At 64.3% G+C, this 19,560-nt stretch carries 17 protein-coding genes and 1 pseudogene; 9 read left to right on the top strand and 9 right to left on the bottom strand.

Going from position 1 to position 19,560, the window contains the following annotated elements:
* Nucleotides 1-79 precede the first annotated feature (79 nt).
* The 3 genes from ACFFNA_RS05070 (at nucleotide 80) to ACFFNA_RS05060 (ending at nucleotide 3,813) form a co-directional block, all read left to right on the top strand.
* On the top strand, nucleotides 80-2,443 hold the full coding sequence (locus ACFFNA_RS05070; protein ID WP_378916105.1) for a heavy metal translocating P-type ATPase: 2,364 nt from the start codon (nucleotides 80-82) through the stop codon (nucleotides 2,441-2,443).
* 43 nt (nucleotides 2,444-2,486) lie between these two features.
* On the top strand, nucleotides 2,487-2,879 hold the full coding sequence (gene copM / locus ACFFNA_RS05065; RefSeq protein WP_111544818.1) for a CopM family metallochaperone: 393 nt from the start codon (nucleotides 2,487-2,489) through the stop codon (nucleotides 2,877-2,879).
* Between the two features lie 88 nt (nucleotides 2,880-2,967).
* Nucleotides 2,968-3,813, top strand: coding sequence for an aldo/keto reductase (locus ACFFNA_RS05060; protein ID WP_378916102.1), 846 nt, complete (start codon nucleotides 2,968-2,970; stop codon nucleotides 3,811-3,813).
* Here the strand turns inward: ACFFNA_RS05060 and mutS are convergent, their stop codons facing one another.
* Nucleotides 3,814-6,582 carry a DNA mismatch repair protein MutS gene (gene mutS, locus ACFFNA_RS05055; RefSeq protein ID WP_378916400.1) on the bottom strand — a complete coding sequence of 923 codons (2,769 nt, stop codon included), beginning with the start codon at nucleotides 6,580-6,582 and terminating at the stop codon, nucleotides 3,814-3,816.
* Between the two features lie 214 nt (nucleotides 6,583-6,796).
* Between mutS and ACFFNA_RS05050 the strand changes: the two genes are divergently transcribed.
* Both ACFFNA_RS05050 and ACFFNA_RS05045 read left to right on the top strand, forming a co-directional pair.
* Entirely contained in the window at nucleotides 6,797-9,076 is a 2,280-nt protein-coding gene (locus ACFFNA_RS05050) for an NADP-dependent malic enzyme (protein ID WP_111545402.1), read from the top strand.
* A gap of 270 nt (nucleotides 9,077-9,346) precedes the next feature.
* Nucleotides 9,347-10,438: a GGDEF domain-containing protein gene (locus tag ACFFNA_RS05045; RefSeq protein WP_378916098.1), complete on the top strand. Its 1,092-nt coding sequence runs from the start codon at nucleotides 9,347-9,349 to the stop codon at nucleotides 10,436-10,438.
* 30 nt (nucleotides 10,439-10,468) lie between these two features.
* Here ACFFNA_RS05045 and ACFFNA_RS05040 read toward each other — a convergent pair whose 3' ends face one another.
* Together ACFFNA_RS05040 and ACFFNA_RS05035 are read right to left on the bottom strand one after the other, a co-directional pair.
* Entirely contained in the window at nucleotides 10,469-11,182 is a 714-nt protein-coding gene (locus ACFFNA_RS05040; protein ID WP_111545401.1) for an antitoxin Xre/MbcA/ParS-like domain-containing protein, read from the bottom strand.
* Nucleotides 11,183-11,572: 390 nt separating this feature from the next.
* Nucleotides 11,573-12,565 carry an adenosine kinase gene (locus ACFFNA_RS05035; protein WP_111545400.1) on the bottom strand — a complete coding sequence of 331 codons (993 nt, stop codon included), beginning with the start codon at nucleotides 12,563-12,565 and terminating at the stop codon, nucleotides 11,573-11,575.
* 271 nt (nucleotides 12,566-12,836) lie between these two features.
* On the opposite strand from ACFFNA_RS05035, the gene ACFFNA_RS05030 reads away from it, so the two are divergent.
* Nucleotides 12,837-13,739 (top strand): DMT family transporter, encoded by a 903-nt coding sequence (locus tag ACFFNA_RS05030; RefSeq protein WP_378916093.1) that lies wholly within the window; start codon nucleotides 12,837-12,839, stop codon nucleotides 13,737-13,739.
* A gap of 133 nt (nucleotides 13,740-13,872) precedes the next feature.
* The gene (locus ACFFNA_RS05025; protein ID WP_378916090.1) at nucleotides 13,873-14,583 is read left to right on the top strand and encodes a sulfate transporter family protein; all 711 of its coding nucleotides are present in this window, start codon (nucleotides 13,873-13,875) and stop codon (nucleotides 14,581-14,583) included.
* A 7-nt stretch (nucleotides 14,584-14,590) separates the two neighbouring features.
* Here ACFFNA_RS05025 and ACFFNA_RS05020 read toward each other — a convergent pair.
* The 6 genes and pseudogenes from ACFFNA_RS05020 to ACFFNA_RS04995 all read right to left on the bottom strand — a co-directional run.
* Nucleotides 14,591-14,749 (bottom strand): annotated as a pseudogene (locus ACFFNA_RS05020) (proline racemase family protein); the annotation flags it as partial.
* A gap of 10 nt (nucleotides 14,750-14,759) precedes the next feature.
* Complete coding sequence (locus tag ACFFNA_RS05015) at nucleotides 14,760-15,563, bottom strand: isocitrate lyase/PEP mutase family protein (RefSeq protein ID WP_378916087.1); 804 nt, start codon at nucleotides 15,561-15,563, stop codon at nucleotides 14,760-14,762.
* A gap of 80 nt (nucleotides 15,564-15,643) precedes the next feature.
* The gene (locus tag ACFFNA_RS05010; RefSeq protein ID WP_378916084.1) at nucleotides 15,644-16,498 is read right to left on the bottom strand and encodes a hypothetical protein; all 855 of its coding nucleotides are present in this window, start codon (nucleotides 16,496-16,498) and stop codon (nucleotides 15,644-15,646) included.
* Between the two features lie 72 nt (nucleotides 16,499-16,570).
* Complete coding sequence (locus tag ACFFNA_RS05005) at nucleotides 16,571-17,230, bottom strand: HAD family hydrolase (protein ID WP_378916081.1); 660 nt, start codon at nucleotides 17,228-17,230, stop codon at nucleotides 16,571-16,573.
* Nucleotides 17,230-17,715 (bottom strand): dUTP diphosphatase, encoded by a 486-nt coding sequence (gene dut / locus ACFFNA_RS05000; protein WP_111544811.1) that lies wholly within the window; start codon nucleotides 17,713-17,715, stop codon nucleotides 17,230-17,232. Before dut ends, ACFFNA_RS05005 begins: the two co-directional genes overlap by 1 nt.
* A 144-nt stretch (nucleotides 17,716-17,859) precedes the next feature.
* The gene (locus ACFFNA_RS04995) at nucleotides 17,860-18,330 is read right to left on the bottom strand and encodes an Lrp/AsnC family transcriptional regulator (protein WP_378916397.1); all 471 of its coding nucleotides are present in this window, start codon (nucleotides 18,328-18,330) and stop codon (nucleotides 17,860-17,862) included.
* Nucleotides 18,331-18,444: 114 nt separating this feature from the next.
* Between ACFFNA_RS04995 and ACFFNA_RS04990 the strand changes: the two genes are divergently transcribed.
* Both ACFFNA_RS04990 and ACFFNA_RS04985 read left to right on the top strand, forming a co-directional pair.
* Nucleotides 18,445-18,699, top strand: a complete 255-nt coding sequence (locus ACFFNA_RS04990) for a DUF6356 family protein (RefSeq protein ID WP_111544809.1) — start codon at nucleotides 18,445-18,447, stop codon at nucleotides 18,697-18,699.
* A 15-nt stretch (nucleotides 18,700-18,714) separates the two neighbouring features.
* Nucleotides 18,715-19,515 carry a class II glutamine amidotransferase gene (locus ACFFNA_RS04985; protein ID WP_378916077.1) on the top strand — a complete coding sequence of 267 codons (801 nt, stop codon included), beginning with the start codon at nucleotides 18,715-18,717 and terminating at the stop codon, nucleotides 19,513-19,515.
* Nucleotides 19,516-19,560: the final 45 nt, after the last annotated feature.

Genomic DNA, 19,560 nt, shown 5'->3' with positions numbered 1-19,560 from the left:
AAAAAGAAATTATGCCCTTGACCTTCCAGTTACTGGAAGCACTACCTCGCATCGAGACGAGGCATGGAGGCATTTTTGAATGAAGCATTCAGATCATCATCATCACACGCATGACGGCTGCTGCGCGGCGAAAGCTGCTGCCGGGGAGGCGGCCGTGGTGCGGGATCCCGTCTGCGGCATGACCGTCGACCCCGCCACAGCCAAGCGCTCTGTCCGTCATGAAGGTCAGGACTTCTACTTCTGCTCTGCCGGCTGCAAGGCGAAGTTCGAGGCCGAGCCGCAAAAATATCTCGGCGACAAGGCTGCACCGCAGCCGATGCCCAAGGGCACGCAATACACCTGCCCGATGCATCCCGAAATCATCCGCGACAAGCCCGGCTCCTGCCCGAAATGCGGCATGGCGCTGGAGCCGATGGGCGTGCCCACCGGCGATGAGGGACCAAATCCCGAGCTAGTCGATTTCACCACGCGATTCTGGGTCAGTGCCGCGCTGTCGGTGCCGTTGCTGATCGTCGCCATGGCGCCGATGCTTGGCCTGACTTTCTCAGCCTTTGTCGACGAACGCACGATGGTCGGGCTGGAGCTGGCATTGGCCAGTCCCGTCGTGTTGTGGGCGGCGCTGCCTTTCTTCCATCGCGGCTGGGATTCGCTCGTCAACCGCAGCCCCAACATGTGGACGCTGATCTCGCTCGGCGTCGGCGCGGCCTATCTCTACAGCGTCGTCGCGACGCTGTTTCCGGACATTTTTCCGCATCAGTTCCGCGGCCACGGCGGTACGGTGCCGGTCTATTTCGAGGCTGCCGCCGTCATCGTCGCGCTGGTCTTCCTCGGCCAGGTGCTGGAGCTGCGCGCCCGCGAAAAGACCGGGTCGGCAATCCGCGCCTTGCTTGATCTCGCGCCGAAGACCGCGCGGCTGATCGGTGCCGACGGTTCCGAAAGCGACGTGCCGCTCGACGCGGTCAAGGCCGGTGATCGCTTGCGCATCCGTCCCGGTGACGCCGTGCCGGTCGATGGCACCGTGCTGGAAGGCCGTTCTTCCCTCGACGAATCGATGATCACAGGCGAACCGTTGCCGGTCGAAAAGACCGAAGGCGATACCCTCACCGCCGGCACGCTCAACAAAAACGGCTCGCTGATCCTACGTGCCGAGCGGATCGGCGCCGAGACCACGCTGGCGCGCATCGTCGAACTGGTCGCCAAGGCGCAGCGCTCGCGCGCCCCGATCCAGGGGCTGGCCGATCGCGTTTCTTTCTACTTTGTCCCGGCCGTGGTGCTGGTCGCGATCGCGGCTTTTGTCGCATGGGCTATTCTCGGCCCCGAACCCAGCCTGATCTTCGCCATCGTCTCGGCAGTGTCGGTGCTGATCATCGCTTGCCCCTGTGCGCTCGGCCTCGCCACGCCGATGTCGATCATGACCGCCACCGGGCGCGGCGCCCATGCCGGCGTGCTGATCAAGGAAGCCGCCGCACTGGAACGCTTCGCCTCTGCCGACACGCTGATCGTCGACAAGACGGGCACATTGACCGAAGGCCGGCCGAAACTGACCGATGTCGTTGCGGCAAACGGCTTTTCCGAAGACGAATTGCTGGCACTTGCCGCCGGCCTGGAAAAGGGCTCGGAGCATCCGCTGGCTGAGGCCATCGTCGAAGGCGCAGGTACGCGCGGCGTGAAGATCGCCGACGCCAGCGACTTCGAGGCAGCCACCGGCAAGGGCGTTTCCGGTACCGTGTCGGGAAAGAAGGTCGCGCTCGGCAATGCGGCGATGATGGCCGATCTCGGCATCGACACCGCATCCGTCTCCGCCAAGGCCGAGGCACTTCAGACCGATGGCAAGACGGTGATGTTCGTTGCTGTCGGCGACAAACTGGCCGGCATCGTCGCTGTCGCCGATCCGGTCAAGGCGACCACCGCCGAGGCGATCCGGGCCCTGCATGACAGCGGCTTGAGGATCGTCATGGCGACCGGCGACAATGAACGCACGGCAAAAGCGATCGCCAGGAGCCTCGGCATCGACGAAGTTCGCGCCGGCCTGTTGCCGGAACAGAAGGCAGCCCTCGTCGAGGAGCTGCGCACCAGCGGCAAAGGCGTCGCCATGGCCGGCGACGGCGTCAACGACGCACCCGCGCTCGCCGCCGCCGATGTCGGCATCGCCATGGGAACAGGCGCCGATGTCGCCGTCGAAAGCGCCGGCATCACACTGGTGAAGGGCGATCTCAACGGCATCGTGCGGGCGCGCACCTTGGCGCAGGGGACGATCCGCAACATCCGCCAGAACCTGTTCTTCGCCTTCCTCTACAATGTGCTCGGCGTGCCCATCGCCGCCGGCGTGCTCTATCCGCTCACCGGCACGCTTTTGTCGCCAATGCTGGCGGCGGCGGCGATGAGCCTGTCCTCGGTGTCGGTCATTGCCAACGCATTGCGGCTGAGAACGTTGAAACTCTGAGCAAAGCCCCCAAATACGAAACCCACTCAACAGGAGACCATGAATGACCTTGGCTAAAAAACTCGTGCTTTTGCTGATGGCGGCGGGAATGCTGCTTGCCGTCTTCCTCGAAAGCGTTCCGGCGCAGAGCGAAGAGATGAAACACGACATGGGTGCCATGTCGATGGATGCGACCGGCCCTTCGACCGAAGGCTACAAGGCGGCGATGGACAAGATGCATGCCGACATGATGGCGTCGCAATATACCGGCAATGCCGATGTCGATTTCGTCCGTGGCATGATCCCGCATCATCAGGGTGCCATCGACATGGCCAAGGTCGAGCTTGCCAACGGCAAGGACCCGGAAATCCGCAAGCTGGCCGAAGCGGTCGTCGCCGCGCAGGAAGCCGAGATCAAGCAGATGCAGGACTGGCTCGCCGCTCACCCGGTGAAGTAAGCCTTCTCGCAAAGTAGAATCCGGCGAGAACTCTCTCTGGATTTCTCGCCGAGGCCGTGATGCGATGCGGTCTCAACTGGAGCCCGCCATGCCGTCGACAATCAGAACTACAATGTTGCTCTCTGGCGAAGCCGTTCAGGTGCTTGGTCAGGGCACGTGGAAGATGGGCGAGGATTCGCGCCGCCGCGCCGATGAGGTCAACGCTCTCAAGCTCGGCCTCGACCTTGGCATCACGCTGATCGACACCGCCGAAATGTATGCTAGCGGCGGTGCCGAGGAAGTGGTTGCCGAGGCTATTGCCGGTCGCCGCGACGAGACCATCCTGGTCTCGAAGGTGCTGCCGTCCAACGCCTCGCGCGCCGGCGTGCAGCGCGCCTGCGAGAACAGCCTGAGGCGCCTGCGCACCGACCGCATCGATCTCTACCTGCTGCATTGGCCAGGCAGCGTGCCGCTGGTGGAAACCGTCGCGGCCTTCGAGGCGCTGAAAGAGGCCGGTAAGATCCGCCACTGGGGCGTCAGCAATTTCGACACCGACGAGATGGAAGAACTGGTCGGCTTGTCCGACGGCGGCAACGTCCAGACCAACCAGGTGCTCTACAATCTGGTCCGGCGTGGCCTCGAGTTCGATCTGGCACCATGGAGCCGCCAGCGCGGTATCCCCTTGATGGCCTATTCGCCGGTCGAGCAGGGCGCGCTGGCACGCAATGCCAGGCTCGACGCCGTCGCCGCCCGCCACAACGCTACACCGGCACAAATCGCGCTGGCCTGGGTGATGCATCAGGAGGGTGTCATTGCCATTCCGAAGGCCAGCAGCCAGGAGCACGTCCGCCAGAATTTTGCGGCGCTCGACATCAAGCTTACGCCGCAGGACATCGCCGATCTCGACCGCGCCTTTCCGCCGCCGACGCGGAAGCGCGGACTGGAGATGGTTTGACTACTTTCCCGCCAGCCCCTTCAACCGATACAGTGCTTCAAGCGCTTCCCTCGGCGTCATCTCGTCGGGGCTGATCGCGCCGAGCGCCTCGTTGAGCGCATCGCTCTTGACCGGCTTCGGCGCTTCGCGCTTCACCGCCACCGAAAACAACGGCAGGTCGTCGACCAGCCGGTTGGTCTTGCCGGAAACCTCGCCTTCTTCGAGCTGGTGCAGCACTTCCTTGGCCCGGTCGACCACCGCTTCCGGCAATCCGGCCAGCCGCGCCACCTGCACGCCGTAGGAACGGTCGGCGGCACCCTTGCCGACCTCGTGCAGGAAGACGACGTCGCTTTCCCATTCCTTGACCCGCATGGTGACGTTGTGCAGCCGCGCCAGCTTGCCGGCCAGCGAGGTCATTTCGTGGAAATGGGTGGCGAAGATCGCCCGGCAGCGGTTCTTCTCGTGCAGATATTCGACCGCCGCCCAGGCGATCGACAGGCCGTCGAAGGTGGCGGTGCCGCGGCCGATCTCGTCGAGGATCACCAGCGCGCGTTCGCCGGCCTGGTTGAGGATCGCCGCCGTCTCGACCATCTCGACCATGAACGTCGAGCGGCCGCGCGCCAGATCGTCAGAGGCGCCGACGCGCGAGAACAGCCGGTCGACGACGCCGATATGGGCCGATGCCGCCGGCACGAACGAGCCGGTTTGCGCCAGGATGGCGATCAGCGCGTTCTGCCGCAGGAATGTCGACTTGCCGCCCATGTTGGGGCCAGTCAAAAGCCAGATTGCCCCATTTTTGGCGCCACCCTCAGGCGACAGGTCGCAATCATTGGCGACGAACGGGCCTTCGCCGGAGCGGCGCAGTGCCTGCTCGACCACCGGATGCCGGCCGCCTGAAATCTCGAAGGCGAGGCTGGAATCCACCACCGGCCGGCACCAGGCTTCGCTCTCGGACAAAAGCGCGAGCGCCGCCGACACGTCGAGCACGGCCAGTGCATCGGCGCCGGCGCGGATCTTTTCCGCTTCGCCGACCGCTTCCGCCGTCAGCGCATCGAAGGCGGCAAGCTCGATGCTCAGCGCCCGGTCGGCGGCATTGGCGATCTTGGTCTCGAGTTCGGCGAGTTCGGTCGTCGTGAAGCGCATGGCATTGGCCATGGTCTGGCGGTGGATGAAGCGCGCCTTGGCACCGTCGCTGCCGGTCATCACCGCATGATGATTGGCGGTCACTTCGATGTAGTAGCCGAGCACATTGTTGTGCCGGATCTTCAGCGAGCGGATTCCGGTCTCGTCGATCAGCGAGCGCTCCAGCCCGGCGATGACTTTTCGCGATTCGTCGCGCAGCGCCCGCATCTCGTCGAGTTCGGCATGGTAGCCGCCGCGAACGAAGCCGCCGTCGCGCCTGAGCAGCGGCAGTTCGTCGCCAAGCGCCTGCGTCAGGTGCTGGGCAAGCGCCCTGGGCAGTGCCTCGATGGCGCCCAGCGCCGCCGTGAGTTCCTGGGGCAGGGTGGTTCCGCCGAAGATCCCGGCGATCGCGCCGGCCGCTTCGAAACCAGCGCGCAGCGCGCCGAGATCACGCGGGCCGCCGCGGTTCAGCGCCAGCCGGGACAGCGCCCGCGGCATGTCGGCGACGCTCTTTAGGCTTGCCCGCACCGCCTGGCAAAGCCGCGTCTCCGAGCGGAAGAAGGATACCGAGTCCAGCCTGGCGCCGATCGCAGCCGGGTCGGTCAACGGCGCCATCAGCCGGTCGGCGAGCAGCCTTGCGCCGCCGCCGGTCACCGTGCGGTCGATCGCCTTGAACAGCGAACCTTCACGGCTGCCCGACAGCGTGCGCAGCAGTTCCAGATTGCCGCGTGTCGCCGGGTCGATGAACAGGGTCGATCCCTGCTCCTCGCGCTCCGGCCGCGACAGTGGCGGGCGCTCGGCCTTCTGCGTCTTCTCGACATAGGCGATGGCGCCAGAGATCGCCGACAGTTCAGCGCGCGAAAACGCGCCAAAGCTGTCCGGCGTCGCCACATCGAAGAAGCGGGCGATGCGCCCCGTGGCCGAGGCCGAATCGAACAGCGAGGGCGGCTGTGGGTTGGCGACGCGGCCGAGCACGTCGAACACCGGTTTCAGCTCAGGATCGTAGAACACCGGTTCGGCAACGATCAGCTCGCGCGGATCGACGCGGAAGATGTCGGCCAGCAGCCGGTCGGCGGTGGTGTCAGTGACACGAAAGGCGCCGGTCGAGATGTCGATCCAGGCCAGCGCGAAGCTTCCTTGGTTCCCTGTCGCGCTGCCGCGCTCCCCGCCTCTTGGGTCCGCTCCGCCCTTCACCCTTCCCAGCGCCATCAGAAAGCTCGATTCCGACGGCGCCAGCAATTTGTCCTCGGTGATGGTGCCCGGCGTCACCAGCCGCACCACGTCGCGGCGCACCACCGATTTGCCGCCGCGCTTCTTGGCTTCGGCCGGATCCTCGATCTGCTCGCAGACGGCAACGCGAAAACCCTGGCCAATCAGCTTCTGCAGATAATCGTCGGCGGCATGCACCGGCACGCCGCACATCGGGATGTCGAGACCCTGGTGCTTGCCGCGCTTGGTCAAGACGATGCCCAGCGCCCGGCTTGCCTTCTCGGCATCGTCGAAGAACAGCTCGTAGAAATCGCCCATGCGATAGAACAGCAGCGAATCCGGGTTCGCCGCCTTGATCTCGATGAACTGCTCCATCATCGGCGTGACGGCGGCAGCGGCTGTCGGCAATGGCGCTATCGCCTCTGGGGCGTCCGGCTCGTTCGGATTGTGCATGTTCATGCGCGGCACGCTAGCAGATGTGGTCACGCGGTTTAATGCCGGCGCTTCGAAAAACAGGGGACGACCGGGACGGCCAGATGCCCGCAATCGCCAGCACCAACCGCGATTACCGAGCGCTGGCGGTTTACACGCGGCGGCGCGTGGTCTTAATTCGGGGCCACACAAGGCACCCGCTTCAAGGAGGTGCCGCACCGGCGAGGAAACCAAAAGCATCATGGCCAGGAAAACCGAGAACACCGGTCCGTCTGTCAGCGCGCAGGAAGCGCTCGAATTCCACGCCATGGGTCGTCCCGGCAAGCTGGAGGTCGTCGCCACCAAGCCGATGGCGACGCAGCGCGATTTGAGCCTCGCTTATTCGCCGGGCGTCGCGGTTCCTGTTCTGGCCATCGCCGAGGACCCCAGCCGCGCCTTCGACTACACGACGCGCGGCAACATGGTTGCCGTCATCTCCAACGGCACCGCCATCCTTGGGCTCGGCAACCTCGGCGCGCTGGCCTCCAAGCCGGTCATGGAGGGCAAGGCGGTGCTGTTCAAGCGCTTCGCCGACGTCGATTCCATCGACCTCGAGGTCGATACCGAGGACGCCGACGAGTTCATCAACTGCGTGCGCTTCCTCGGCCCCTCTTTCGGCGGCATCAACCTGGAGGACATCAAGGCGCCGGAGTGCTTCATCATCGAGCAGCGGCTGCGCGAGCTGATGGACATCCCGGTCTTCCATGACGACCAGCACGGCACCGCCATCATCTCGGCCGCCGGCCTGATCAACGCGCTGGAGATCACCGGCCGCGACATGAAGACCACGAAGATGGTCTGCAACGGCGCCGGTGCGGCCGGCATCGCCTGCATCGAGCTGATGAAGGCGATGGGCTTTGCACCCGACAACATCACTTTGTGCGACACCAAGGGCGTGGTCTTCCAGGGCCGCACCGAAGGCATGAACCAGTGGAAGTCGGCGCATGCGGTCAAGACCGAGGCGCGTTCGCTGGCCGAGGCGCTCGACGGCGCCGACGTTTTCCTCGGCCTCTCGGCCAAGGGTGCGCTGACCACCGCCATGGTGCAGTCGATGGCCAAGAACCCGATCATCTTCGCCATGGCCAATCCCGACCCGGAAATCACGCCGGAGGAAGTCGCCGAAATCCGCACCGACGCCATCATGGCCACCGGGCGTTCGGACTATCCGAACCAGGTCAACAATGTGCTCGGCTTCCCCTACATCTTCCGTGGCGCGCTGGATGTGCGGGCCACCACCATCAATGACGACATGAAGATCGCCGCCGCCCGCGCTTTGGCCGATCTGGCGCGCAAGGACGTGCCCGACGACGTCGCCGCCGCCTATCAGGGCAACCGGCCGAAATTCGGCCCCAACTACATCATCCCGGTGCCGTTCGACCCGCGCCTGATCTCGGCCATCCCGATCGCGGTCGCCAAGGCGGCGATGGACTCAGGCGTCGCCCGCAAGCCGATCCTCGATCTCGACCGCTACGCCCAGGAACTCTCCGCCCGCCGCGACCCGATCGCCTCGACCTTGCAGCGCATCTACGACCGCGTGCGCCGCCAGCCCAAGCGCATCGTCTTTGCCGAGGGCGAGGAGGAGCAGGTGATGCGCGCCGCCGTCTCCTATGTGAACCAGCGGCTCGGCACCGCCATCCTGCTTGGCCGCGACGACGTCATCAAGGAGAACGCCAAGCACGCCGGCATCGACCTCAACAAGCAAGGCATCGAGATCATCAATGCCCGGCTGTCGCGCCGCAATGGCATCTACACCGACTATCTCTACGAGCGCATGCAGCGCAAAGGCTTCCTGTTCCGCGACTGCCAGCGCCTGATCAACAACGACCGCAACCACTTTGCTGCCTGCATGGTGGCGCTGGGCGATGCCGATGGCATCGTGACGGGCGTGACCCGCAACTATTCGACCGCGCTCGACGACATCCGCCGCGTCATCGACGCCAAGCCCGGCCACCGCGTCATCGGTGTGTCGATCGTGCTGGCGCGGGGCAGGACCGTGCTGGTCGCCGACACCGCCGTGCACGACATGCCGAACGCCGAGCAGATCGCCGACATTGCCGAGGAAGCTGCCGGCTTTGCCCGCCGCATGGGCTACGAGCCGAGGCTCGCCATGCTCGCCTATTCGACCTTCGGCCATCCGCAGGGCGAACGCTCCGAGCGCGTCCAGGAAGCCGTGCGCATCCTCGACAAGCGCCGCGTCGATTTCGAGTATGACGGCGAAATGGCCGCCGACGTCGCGCTCAACGCCCGCGCCATGGCGCAGTATCCGTTCATCCGCCTCACCGGTCCGGCCAATGTGCTGATCATGCCGGCGTTCCACTCGGCCTCGATCTCGACCAAGATGCTGCAGGAACTCGGCGGCTCGACCGTCATCGGCCCGTTGCTGGTCGGCCTCAACAAGCCGGTCCAGATCGTCTCGCTCAACGCCAAGGATTCAGACATCGTCAACATGGCGGCGATTGCGGCGTATACGGCGGGGGCCTGACGAACGTCCGCGCAGCGGACGAAAGCCCGCCAGCGCTTTTCGAGAGAGGCAAGGCCTCGCTCGAGGGCAGCCTGAACGGAATCGCCCGCGCCACTCCACCTGGATGCATGCAATCGCAGGAATCCTGCGATTCAAGCCGATTTTGGCGAAAATCGCCGCGATCCATAAGATATTGATAATATTCGGTTGTTATACCAGAGAGCTGTCGTCGATGTGCCAGGGGTGGCATTTTGGGCAGACTGGGGTGGTGACAGTCATGGATTTGCAGCCGTGAAGCACGATACGATTCCAACATCCGTGGTCGGCCAGGGAGCCTATCACGACGAGCGCCTGGACGCTCTGCTCAGCATCACCGGCCGGATGGATGGCTACCTCTACCGCTGCCGCAACGATGCGTCCTACACCATGCTCTATATCAGCGACGGCGTTCTCACTGTCAGCGGCTTTCCGCCCACGGATTTCGTGCACAACGCCGTGCGCGACTACGTCTCGGCCATCCACCCGGACGACCTCGCCTCGGTCTATGCCGCCGTCGACACCGCGCTCGAAGCGCGTTGCAACTGGAACGTCGACTACCGCATCGTGCCGAGGGTCGGCGAACCGCTTTGGGTCCGCGAGATCGGCGGCGGTGTCTGGGACGACGCCGGCGAACTCGAATTCCTGGAAGGCTTCGTCGTTGACATCAGCGACCGCAAGGTTGTCGAGGACCTCAACTCCCAGCTGCTGCTGGATCTGAAGACCGCCAACGAGGAGCTGTCCGCGCAAAAGCGCGAGATTGAGCTGGCCAAGCAGCAGAGCGACCATTCGGCCAACCACGATCTGTTGACGGACCTGCCCAACCGGCGTGCCTTCCACGACGAACTCAAATCGGTGGTCGCCCGCTGCAGCGTCACCGGCGAGGCGGCCGGTCTTCTGTTCATCGACCTCGACCGGTTCAAGGAAGTCAATGACACGCTCGGCCACGAGGCCGGCGATGCGCTGCTGCAACGTGTATCGAGCCAGCTCCGCTCGATCCTGCGCAGCGCCGATTTCGTCGCCCGGCTTGGCGGTGACGAGTTCGCGTTCCTGTTCTCGGGCGACACCGATCTGGCGCAGCTGAAGGCCGTGCGCGTTGCCGAACGCATCCTGGAAAGGTTGCGGATCAAGGTTCCCACGCCGGATGGCGCCATCCAGGTCGGCTGCACCGTTGGCGTGGCGATGTATCCGGCGGAAGCCGCCGATTCCGAAGCGCTGATCGCACTCGCCGACCGGCTGATGTACATCGGAAAAAAGAGTGGCCGCAACCGGTTGGTCACCGCCAAGGAAATGGCGCCGCAACAGCCATCATCCAGGCCGCGCCACTCAATTCGCAAGACTGCCTAGGCGCGTCTATCAGGGCGTGCACCGAAGCACTCAGCCCGGCGCGAACACGCGTGCGGCCTCGACGACCTCCTCGATCTGATCCTGCCGGAGCAGGTCGATCGGGGTGCGGCCGTCGAGCTGCGCTGAAGGACGCGTCAGCCACAGCCAGGCCAGTCTGGGATTGCTGATCAGGGACTGCACGTCGCGGATGCCCGCGACCGGCCTGCCGTCGACGAACTGCGCCAGCGGGAAGACATGCTTGCGGCCACCCTTGCGCAGGGCGATGACCTCACCCCGCCTTTGCCAGCGATGCAGGGTCGAGCGGGCGATGCGCAGGTTCTCTTCCAGATAGGTCGATCCGGCGACGCGGCCGGCCCAGTCCTCGATCAGCATCGATTCGAGGTCGTCGGCTCGCGGCGGTGAGGAAACGGGTCCATCGATATCCGCCAGGGATGCCGGCGGCAGCCCCGCAGCGCCGCTTGTGCCCGCCTCGCTGCGGCGCGCGGCTTCCGCTGCCAGGGCGCGCACGAATTTCGATGCAAGGCCGGGAAGGTCGGCATGGATGGCATCAATGGCGCGCTGATGCTTCGGCGACAGCAAGGTGACGGCGGAAGCTATGCTGCCGGCGATCTTGCCGACCGAGACCATGGTGGGTCTGTTGATGGCCTCGTCATAGTGGGCAAGCGCACGTTCAACTTCCTCCGCGACCATCTCCGCGAAGTCGTCCGGCTTGATGCCGGTTGTCTGGATTTGAAATCTGTTCATGCATCTGTCTCTTGGGCCGGGCGCTCCTCCCACAGCTGCGGCCGGTTGTTGAACGGCTAGTGCGGAAAGCGGAAATCGCGACGGCAACAGATGCAGCGGCCCGACAGCATGCTGTCTTGCATTTTTGACACCCCAACTGGCTGCAGGCGCGCCGCGAATGTCAGTCCCAGGTCGCCTCGATTGCGTGTAGGTGCGATGTATGACAGCTGCGCGACGGTGAGCAGCGGGGCGCGCCTTCCCTTCTCCCCTTGTGGGAGAAGGTGGATTGGCGCGCAGCGCCAAGACGGTTGAGGGGTGTTGGACGGAGCGCCGTCAGCGCCAAGCTGGAGACCCCTCATCCGTCGCCTTCGGCGACACCTTCTCCCACAGGGGGAGAAGGGAGAAACTGCCCTACAGCAACCCCGCCTGTTCAGCCTCGCGGCGCAGGTTCTGGCGCGGGCGCGGGCCGATCTGCTGGATCACCAATCCGGCCGCCAGTGAGCCAAGGTCGCCACAGACCTTGAGGTCGCGGCCTTGCGTGTAGCCATGCAGGAAACCGGCGGCATAGAGGTCGCCGGCGCCTGTCGTGTCGACCAGTTCCTTGATCGCGGTCGCCTGGATGAGCACGGTCTCGTCGCCGCGCACGATGACCGAGCCCTTTTCCGAGCGGGTCACGGCGGCGATCCGGCAATCCTTGCGGATCTGCGCCAGCGCCTCGTCGAACGACGATGTCTGGTAGAGCGACTTGATCTCGTGGCTGTTGGCAAAGACGATGTCGACGGTGCCCGAACGCATCAGGTCGAGGAACTCTTCGCGATAGCGGTCGACGCAGAACGAATCCGAGAGTGTCATCGACACTTCGCGGCCCGCCGCGTGCGCCAGCTTCGCCGTCTGCCGGATCGCCTCCTTGGCCCGCGGCGGGTCCCACAGATAGCCCTCGAAATAGGTGACCTTGGCGCCGGAAGCCTTGTCGGCCTCGACATCCTCCGGCCCGAGCTCGACGCAGGCGCCGAGATAGGTGTTCATCGAGCGTTCGCCGTCGGGGGTGACGAAGATCATCGAGCGCGCCGTCGGCGGCTCGCCCTTGAGCGGCCTGGTGTCGAAGGCGACACCCTGCGCGTGGATGTCGTGCGCGTAGATCTCGCCCAGCGCATCGTTCGAAACCTTGCCGAAGAAGGCGGCGCGGCCGCCGAAGCTGGCGACGCCGGCCGCCGTGTTGCCGGCGCTGCCGCCGGACGCCTCGATCGCCGGGCCCATTCGGCTGTAGAGCAGTTCGGCGCGCCGGGTGTCGATGAGGTTCATCGCGCCCTTGATGATGCCGTTGGTCTCGAGGAATTCCTCGTCGCACTGGGCGATGATGTCGACAATGGCATTGCCGATGCAAAGCACGTCATAATCCGGCATCAATGTCTCCGCCAAAAACCCGAGCCGGCTTCTTGCCATGCCCGGGCGGGTCTACAGCAAGACTCCGAAAATTGGCAACCGATTTTCTGTAGTTGCCGGCGTGGCGGCGATGACCATTCCCTTGTCGAGGAAGGCGCGGAGCCGCGGTTCTTGCAAATCAGGGTGCGCCTCCGCGACGAGGCGCTATGACAATTCGACCGTGGCCGAAGCATTTCATCGCAGCGCCGCTTACAAGCCTGATCAGCCGATCACGCTTTGAAGCGAGCCGCACATGCCGACAAAGAACGATATGACGACCGACCTGGCGCTGCTCGCCGTGCTGGCGGTGCTTTGGGGCGCGTCCTACACCTTCATCAAGATCGGCGTCGAGACGATCCCGCCGGTCACGTTCATTGCCGCGCGCACCCTGATTGCCGGCGGCATTCTCTTCGCCATCATCCGCTGGCGCGGGCTCGCCATGCCGGGCGATGCGGCAAGCTGGCGCCGCTTCGCCTTCCAGGCATGCCTCAACAGCGTCGTGCCGTTCACGCTCATCGCCGCGGCCGAGCGCTCGGTTGATGCTGGCCTCGCCACCATCCTCAACGCGACCTCGCCGATCTTCACCTTCCTGCTGACCGCGCTCATCACCCGCCACGAGCCGGTCACGATGCGCAAACTGATTGGCGTCGGCGCCGGCATTGCCGGCATCTGCCTCATCATCGGCACCGAGGCGCTGGGTGGTCTCGGTCATGAGCTCTGGGCGCAGTTGGCAATCGTCGCGGCGACGATCTGCTATGCCGGTGCGGCGATCTTCGGCCGTGGCTTCAAGGGCCTCGATCCGATGCTGCCCGCCGCCGGTTCGATGCTCTGCGGCGCCATAATCCTCGTGCCGCTCAGCCTGATGGTCGACCAGCCATGGACGCTGACACCGTCGACGGCGTCGATCCTGGCCTTGCTCGGCCTCTCGGTGTTTTCGACCGCGCTGGCCTTCGTCATCTATTTCCGCCTCATCCACACGCTGGGCTCGGTCGGCACCACCTCGCAAGCCTATCTGCGCGTGCCGATCGGCGTCGGCATCGGCGCCATCTTCCTCGGCGAAAGCCTCGGTCCGACGGCGTGGCTTGGCATGGGTTTTGTTGTCGCAGGCGTCGCAGCCATGACCATCCCGGTTCGAAAGCCGGCGCTCGCTCGATAAAGCAATTCCAGGAAAAGTGTGAAGCGGTTTTCCGTCCGGAATTGCGCTAAAACTAAGAGCTATCGGCGCTTGTGGCGGGCAGGCGCGTCGCCTATCTCCGGGACGACCCGTTCGACGTGAGGTTGGAAGCACCGTGATCTCAAGCGCCGCCCGCGCCGCCGCCGGCCAGTTGTTCTCGTCCGAATTCCGTTCGGTGTTCATCAAGACACTGGGGCTAACTTTGCTGGCGTTGGTGGCTTTGTGGTTCGGCCTCACCAGCCTCGTCGAGTGGCTGGCCCTGCCGTGGCTCCAAACGCTGTTGCACGGCATGCCGTCCTGGGCCGGCTGGCTGGGCGGCATCATCACAGCCATCGCTCTTGCCTTCGGCATGGCATTGCTCATCGCCCCGGTGACGGCGATCGTCGCCGGCCTGTTCCTCGACGACATCGCCGAAGTGGTCGAACGCATCGACTATCCCGGCGACCCGGCCGGACGCGCCATGCCGGCGCTGCGGTTGCTGGTCCTGTCAGCCAGGTTCTTGGGCGTCGTCATCCTCGGCAACATCGTCGCCCTGCTGCTTCTCCTGGTGCCGGGCGTCAACATTGCCGCCTTCTTCATCGTCAACGGCTATCTGCTCGGGCGCGAGTTCTTCGAATTCGCCGCGATGCGCTTTCGCCCGGAAGAAGAGGCCAGGGCCTTGCGCCGGCACTATGCCGGCACGGTGTTTCTCGCCGGGCTGGTCATATCAGCCTTCCTCGCCGTGCCGCTGCTCAATCTGGTGACGCCGCTCTTCGCTGCCGCCCTGATGGTGCATCTGCACAAGGCGATTGGTGCCCGGGAAGCGGCGCGCGTCTCGCACGGCTAAGCTCTGTTCAACGTAACAGGAATCCGCGCCCCAGCTCATCATCGGGCTCGACGATGAATTCCGCTCGCCCGGAATAGTAGGCGCGGCCGCCGACGCGGGCGATGGTCGCTTCATGCGGGCCAGCCTTCGCGGTCCGCACCACGGCCCCGGAAAAGCGCGAGCCGGCGCGGGCTCTTTTAATCTAGGGATTTACCAAACAGCGCCTGCAATTTGCTGAACGGCATGGCGGCGCGGGTGAAGCCGAACGTGCCGTCCTGCTGGATCTCGCGCGCCGCCGTCTCCAGCATGCCATAGGCGAAATTGGTCAGCCATGGCCCGAGCGAAATGCGTTTGACGCCGGCCATGGTCAGATCGGCGATGGTGAAGCCTGGCCTCGCCATGACGTTGACCGGCTTGCCGACCGCCGAGCAGATCGTGCGCACCATCTCGACGTCGCCGATGCCTGGCGCATAAAGTACGTCGGCGCCGGCCTTCTCGAACGCCTGCAGCCGCTTGATGGTGTCGTCAAGGTCCGACTTGCCCCACAGGAAATTCTCGGCCCGCGCCGTGAAGACGAAATCGCGCTTCAACGCCCGCGCCGCCTCCACGGCCGCCGCGACGCGCTCGACGGCGTGCGAGAAATCATAGATCGGCTTGTCCGGATCGCCGGTGTGGTCCTCGATCGAGCAACCGGCAAGGCCGGCCGCTTCCGCCGCGAAGATGGTTTCGGCGGCACGCTCGGCGCTGTCGCCCTTGCCTTTCTCGAGGTCGGCCGAGACCGGCAGGCTGGTCGCCGCCGTCACTTCGCGGCAATGATGGATCATCGCTTCGAAGGTCACGGCGCCATCCGGCAGGCCGCGCGAAAAGGCAAAGCCGGCGCTGGTCGTCGCCAGCGCCTTGAAGCCGAAAGAATCCAGCAGCTTCGTCGTGCCGACATCCCAGGGATTGGGCATGACGAAGGTCGATGCATGCAGGTCGCGAAAGATCTTGCCCTTGTCCATGGAAATTCCCCCATCATGTGCGGCGTGGTGTAAAGGATTTTACCCTGCCCTCCCTGGCCGGGCAAACGAATGCGACTAGTTCAGAAGCGTTTGGCGTTCTCTCCTGCCAATTTGTCCAGCGCGCCGGAATCCTTGGCGTAGTGCGAGGCCTTGGTGTCCCAGTGATAGGTGACGGAAATGTCCTGCGACGCAGCCACGGGCGGTGTGTCATCGCAGCTTTCACCGTTCAGCACCGTGGCATCGGTCACCGTCACCTTGATGGCGGCATAAGGCTGGCCGTCGGCGATGGTCTGGAAAGCCACGTTCTGCTTGCGGCTGTAGCTGCACAGATTTTCGTCGAACGTATAGATCATGTCGATCAGTTCGAGCTTGTCGTCGCGGACCATGATCAGCGGGGTGATCACATAATTCTGGCTCGAATTGAAATGCGCGCTCATGGTGATGAGGACGTCATCGTTGGCGCTGACGGAAAGCTTGCCGGGTTCGCGGAAATAGGTGCCACGGTCGACGGCGACATTGACGGCATCGAGCAGTTTCGGCTTCCCCGTGATGTCGTAGAGCGCCAGCACGGCATAGCCTTCGGCACTGTCGGGAGAATCGCCGAGGTCGAACAGCATCGTCAGCCGGTCCTTGCCGCCAGACTTGATGGCAAGCACCGCGGCATTGGAAAAGCCCGATGTTTCTGGCGGCGAACCGCCGCTGTCCGGTCCCTCGATGTGGCGCATGTCGATCGGCAGCCCACCTTTGTAGAAGCTGTCTTTGTCCCCCGCGAGATCCGGGATGACCATCCTCGCCAGGTCGAGATAGGTGGCGTCGTTGTGGCCGGGCAGCGCGCTGCCGAGTTCCGGGAAGCCGACGGCTTGCGCGCCGGCGGCTGTCCAGAGAAACGGCAGCAGCATCAAGGCGAGGATGCAGCGAAGCAGAGGGATTTTCATGCGTGGCCCCGAGTTGGCAGCGCCACGCTAGCACGGACAATCGAGGCGTACAGCCGTGGGCTGAAGATCAGGTCAGTGGATCGGCACCAGCCCGGCCAGCTCGCGCATGTCGTCGAACAGGATGCCGCCGGCCTGGATCAGGCCGTCGCGGTCGGAATAGGGGTCGCCATGATAGGAAAACACCCGCATGCCGGCGGCAATGCCGGCTTGCGTGCCGGCGACGCTGTCCTCGATGACGATGCAGTCGGCGGGCGCAAAGCCCATCGTCTTTGCTGCATGCAGGAACAGGTCGGGGAATGGCTTGCCGCGCGCGACCATGGTCGAGCTGAACATCGCGTGTTCGAACAGCGACAACAGCCCGGTCTGGCCAAGCGTGATGTGCATCTTCGACACTCTGGCCGAGGTGGCGACGCAATAGGCGATGCCGACTGAGCGCACGGCTTCGACAAACTCGCGGACGTAAGGGATCGCCTCGACCCCCTGCGCGAACAGGTCCGGCAGGCCGGCATTCCAGCGGTCGACGAAATCGGCGCCGAGCCTGACGCTGGTTTCCTCTTCGATCTGTTTCTGCACCGACGCCATGCTGCGGCCGGAGAAATTCTTGCGGCAATATTCGAAGCTTGTCGGATAACCGGCAGCGCTCAGCCATTCGGCGAGGCGTCGATTGGCGAGGTTCTCCGTATCGACCAGGATCCCGTCGCAGTCGAAGATGACTAGCTTTGGAACCTGCATCAGGCGGTGCCGGTCGATCCGAACCCGCCCGAGCCACGCGCCGTGCCACCGGCCAAAGTGCGCTCTTCCACGGCCGCCTGCGTCACCGCCGCGAAAACGATCTGGGCGATGCGCATGCCGCGCGTCACGGCGAAATCCTCGTCACCGAGATTGATCAGCAGCACCTTCACCTCGCCGCGATAGTCGCTGTCGATGGTGCCAGGCGTATTGAGGCAGGTCAGCCCATGCTTGAAGGCGAGACCGGAGCGTGGCCGCACCTGGCCTTCCATGCCTTCGGGAATTTCCAGGATCAGTCCGGTCGGCACCAGCGCGCGTTTTCCAGGCAGGATCAGCAGCGGCCGGTCGTCGGGCACCGCGGCGCGCAGATCCATGCCGGCCGCACCGGGGCTTTCATAGGCCGGGAGGGGAAGTCCTTCACCATGCGGCAATCTGACGAAGCCGACGGTCGGACCGATGACGGAGGGATTTTGAAGGGCTGCGCGCATAAAATCGATCTTATCGGCGCGAACGGCGATTCGGTCAACTCGGCTCTAGCGCTATCAACGGCTTTCTTTCTGGCATCACTATGACAAGACCTAGGGTGTGTTGAGATTCAGGCCAGGCCGGCATCACCTGAATATCGACACACCTCAGCGCAGTTCCATCGGAACGACGGTGGTCTCCTTGATCTCCTCCATCACGAAGGAGGCGGAAACATCAGACAGCGCCACCTTGGCGATAAGCCGCTGGTAGAGCCGGTCATAGGCCTTGACGTCGGCGACGCGGGCACGCAGCACATAGTCGAGGTCGCCCGACATGCGATAGACGCCTGTGATCTCGGGAAAGCCGGTCACCGCCGCCCGGAATTTCTGCAGCCAGTCCGGGTCGTGGTTGGACGTGCGGATCAGGATGAACACGGAAAGGCCAAGCCCGAGCTTTTCCGCATCGACCAGTGCCACCCGCCCGGTGATGACGCCATCCTCCTCAAGCCGCTTCACCCGGCGCCAGCAGGCATTGCGCGACAAGGCCACCCGTTCCGACAGCTGGTCGACCGACAGCGTGCCATCGCGTTGCAGTTCAGTCAGCAATTTTCGGTCGATTTCGTCCATTTCCATCGCCATGTGGGATGTTTGTCCCATGGAGTGGCCAAATACAAGGACATTTTGAGACCGATGAACCGGCGAAGCGTGTCAGGATACTCATATCAGGAACTCAAGCGCTGAAGGGGAACCAGCATGTCGACACGGCTCGCAAAGATCTTCACCTCGCATCCGGCCAAGGTCGGCGAAACCTATTTCGGCCATATGGCCTTTGCCGCCTGGTTCTCGTCGCGTTTGCTGATGGCGGCGGGTGCCGCGCTCGTTCACGCTTTCTTGCCATTTCTGTTCGAGACTACCGCCAGCCGAATCGTCCGCGAGCTTTACGAGCGGACGCACAACAGAGGCTCGCACGTGACCAAGGAGCCGGTGGCTCTAATGGATCGCGCCTAGAGGACGACAGAAGCGATGTGCCGGTGGGCGGCCTATCTCGGTGAAGCGGTCTTTCTCGAAGACATCCTCACGGCGCCCTGTCACTCGCTGATTGCCCAGAGCCATTGCGCCCAGGAAGCGAAATCGCCGACCAATGGCGACGGTTTCGGCCTTGCCTGGTATGGCGACCGGCCGGAGCCGGGTCTCTACCGAGACATCCTGCCGGCCTGGTCCGATCCCAATCTGAAGAGCCTGTGCCGGCAGATCAAGTCCGGCCTGTTCCTTGCCCACGTGCGGGCCTCGACCGGCGGCGCCACCAGCCGCATGAACTGCCATCCCTTCATTTCGGACCGCTGGTCGTTCATGCACAACGGCCAGATCGGTGGTTTTGAAAAGATCCGCCGTGCGCTGGAGAACTCACTGTCCGACGCCGTCTTCGACCAGCGCGAAGGCACCACCGATTCCGAATTGTTTTTCCTCCTGATGATCGACGAAGGATTGGTCACCGATCCGCAAGGCGCCGTCTCGCGTGCCACCAGCCGCGTGCTCGACGCCTCGCGCCGTGTCGGCCTCGAGCCGGTGCTGAAGCTCACCGCCGCCTTCTCGGACGGGCAGGCGCTGCATGCGGTGCGCTATGCCACCGACGCCCACGCCCCGACGCTCTACACCTCCGTTTTCCGCAAAGGCGGCGGCCGCTGCATCGTGTCCGAACCGTTCGACCGCGAAGGCGGCGACTGGCAGGCGATCCCGCCATCGAGCTTCGTCACAATCACTAGCGATGGCATGGCCATCCGTCCTTTCGCGCCGGCATCGGCCAGGCTGGCGCTGGCCGTCTAGGTCCTTCGCTGGGTTGTAAATTGCGGCAAAGTCGCGGGACAGCGC

Origin of the sequence: Mesorhizobium kowhaii (assembly GCF_042431665.1) — a bacterium.
Lineage (GTDB): Bacteria > Pseudomonadota > Alphaproteobacteria > Rhizobiales > Rhizobiaceae > Mesorhizobium > Mesorhizobium kowhaii.
The sequence above is the reverse complement of the archived record's forward strand: the minus strand, read 5'-3'. Positions and strand labels throughout refer to the sequence as shown.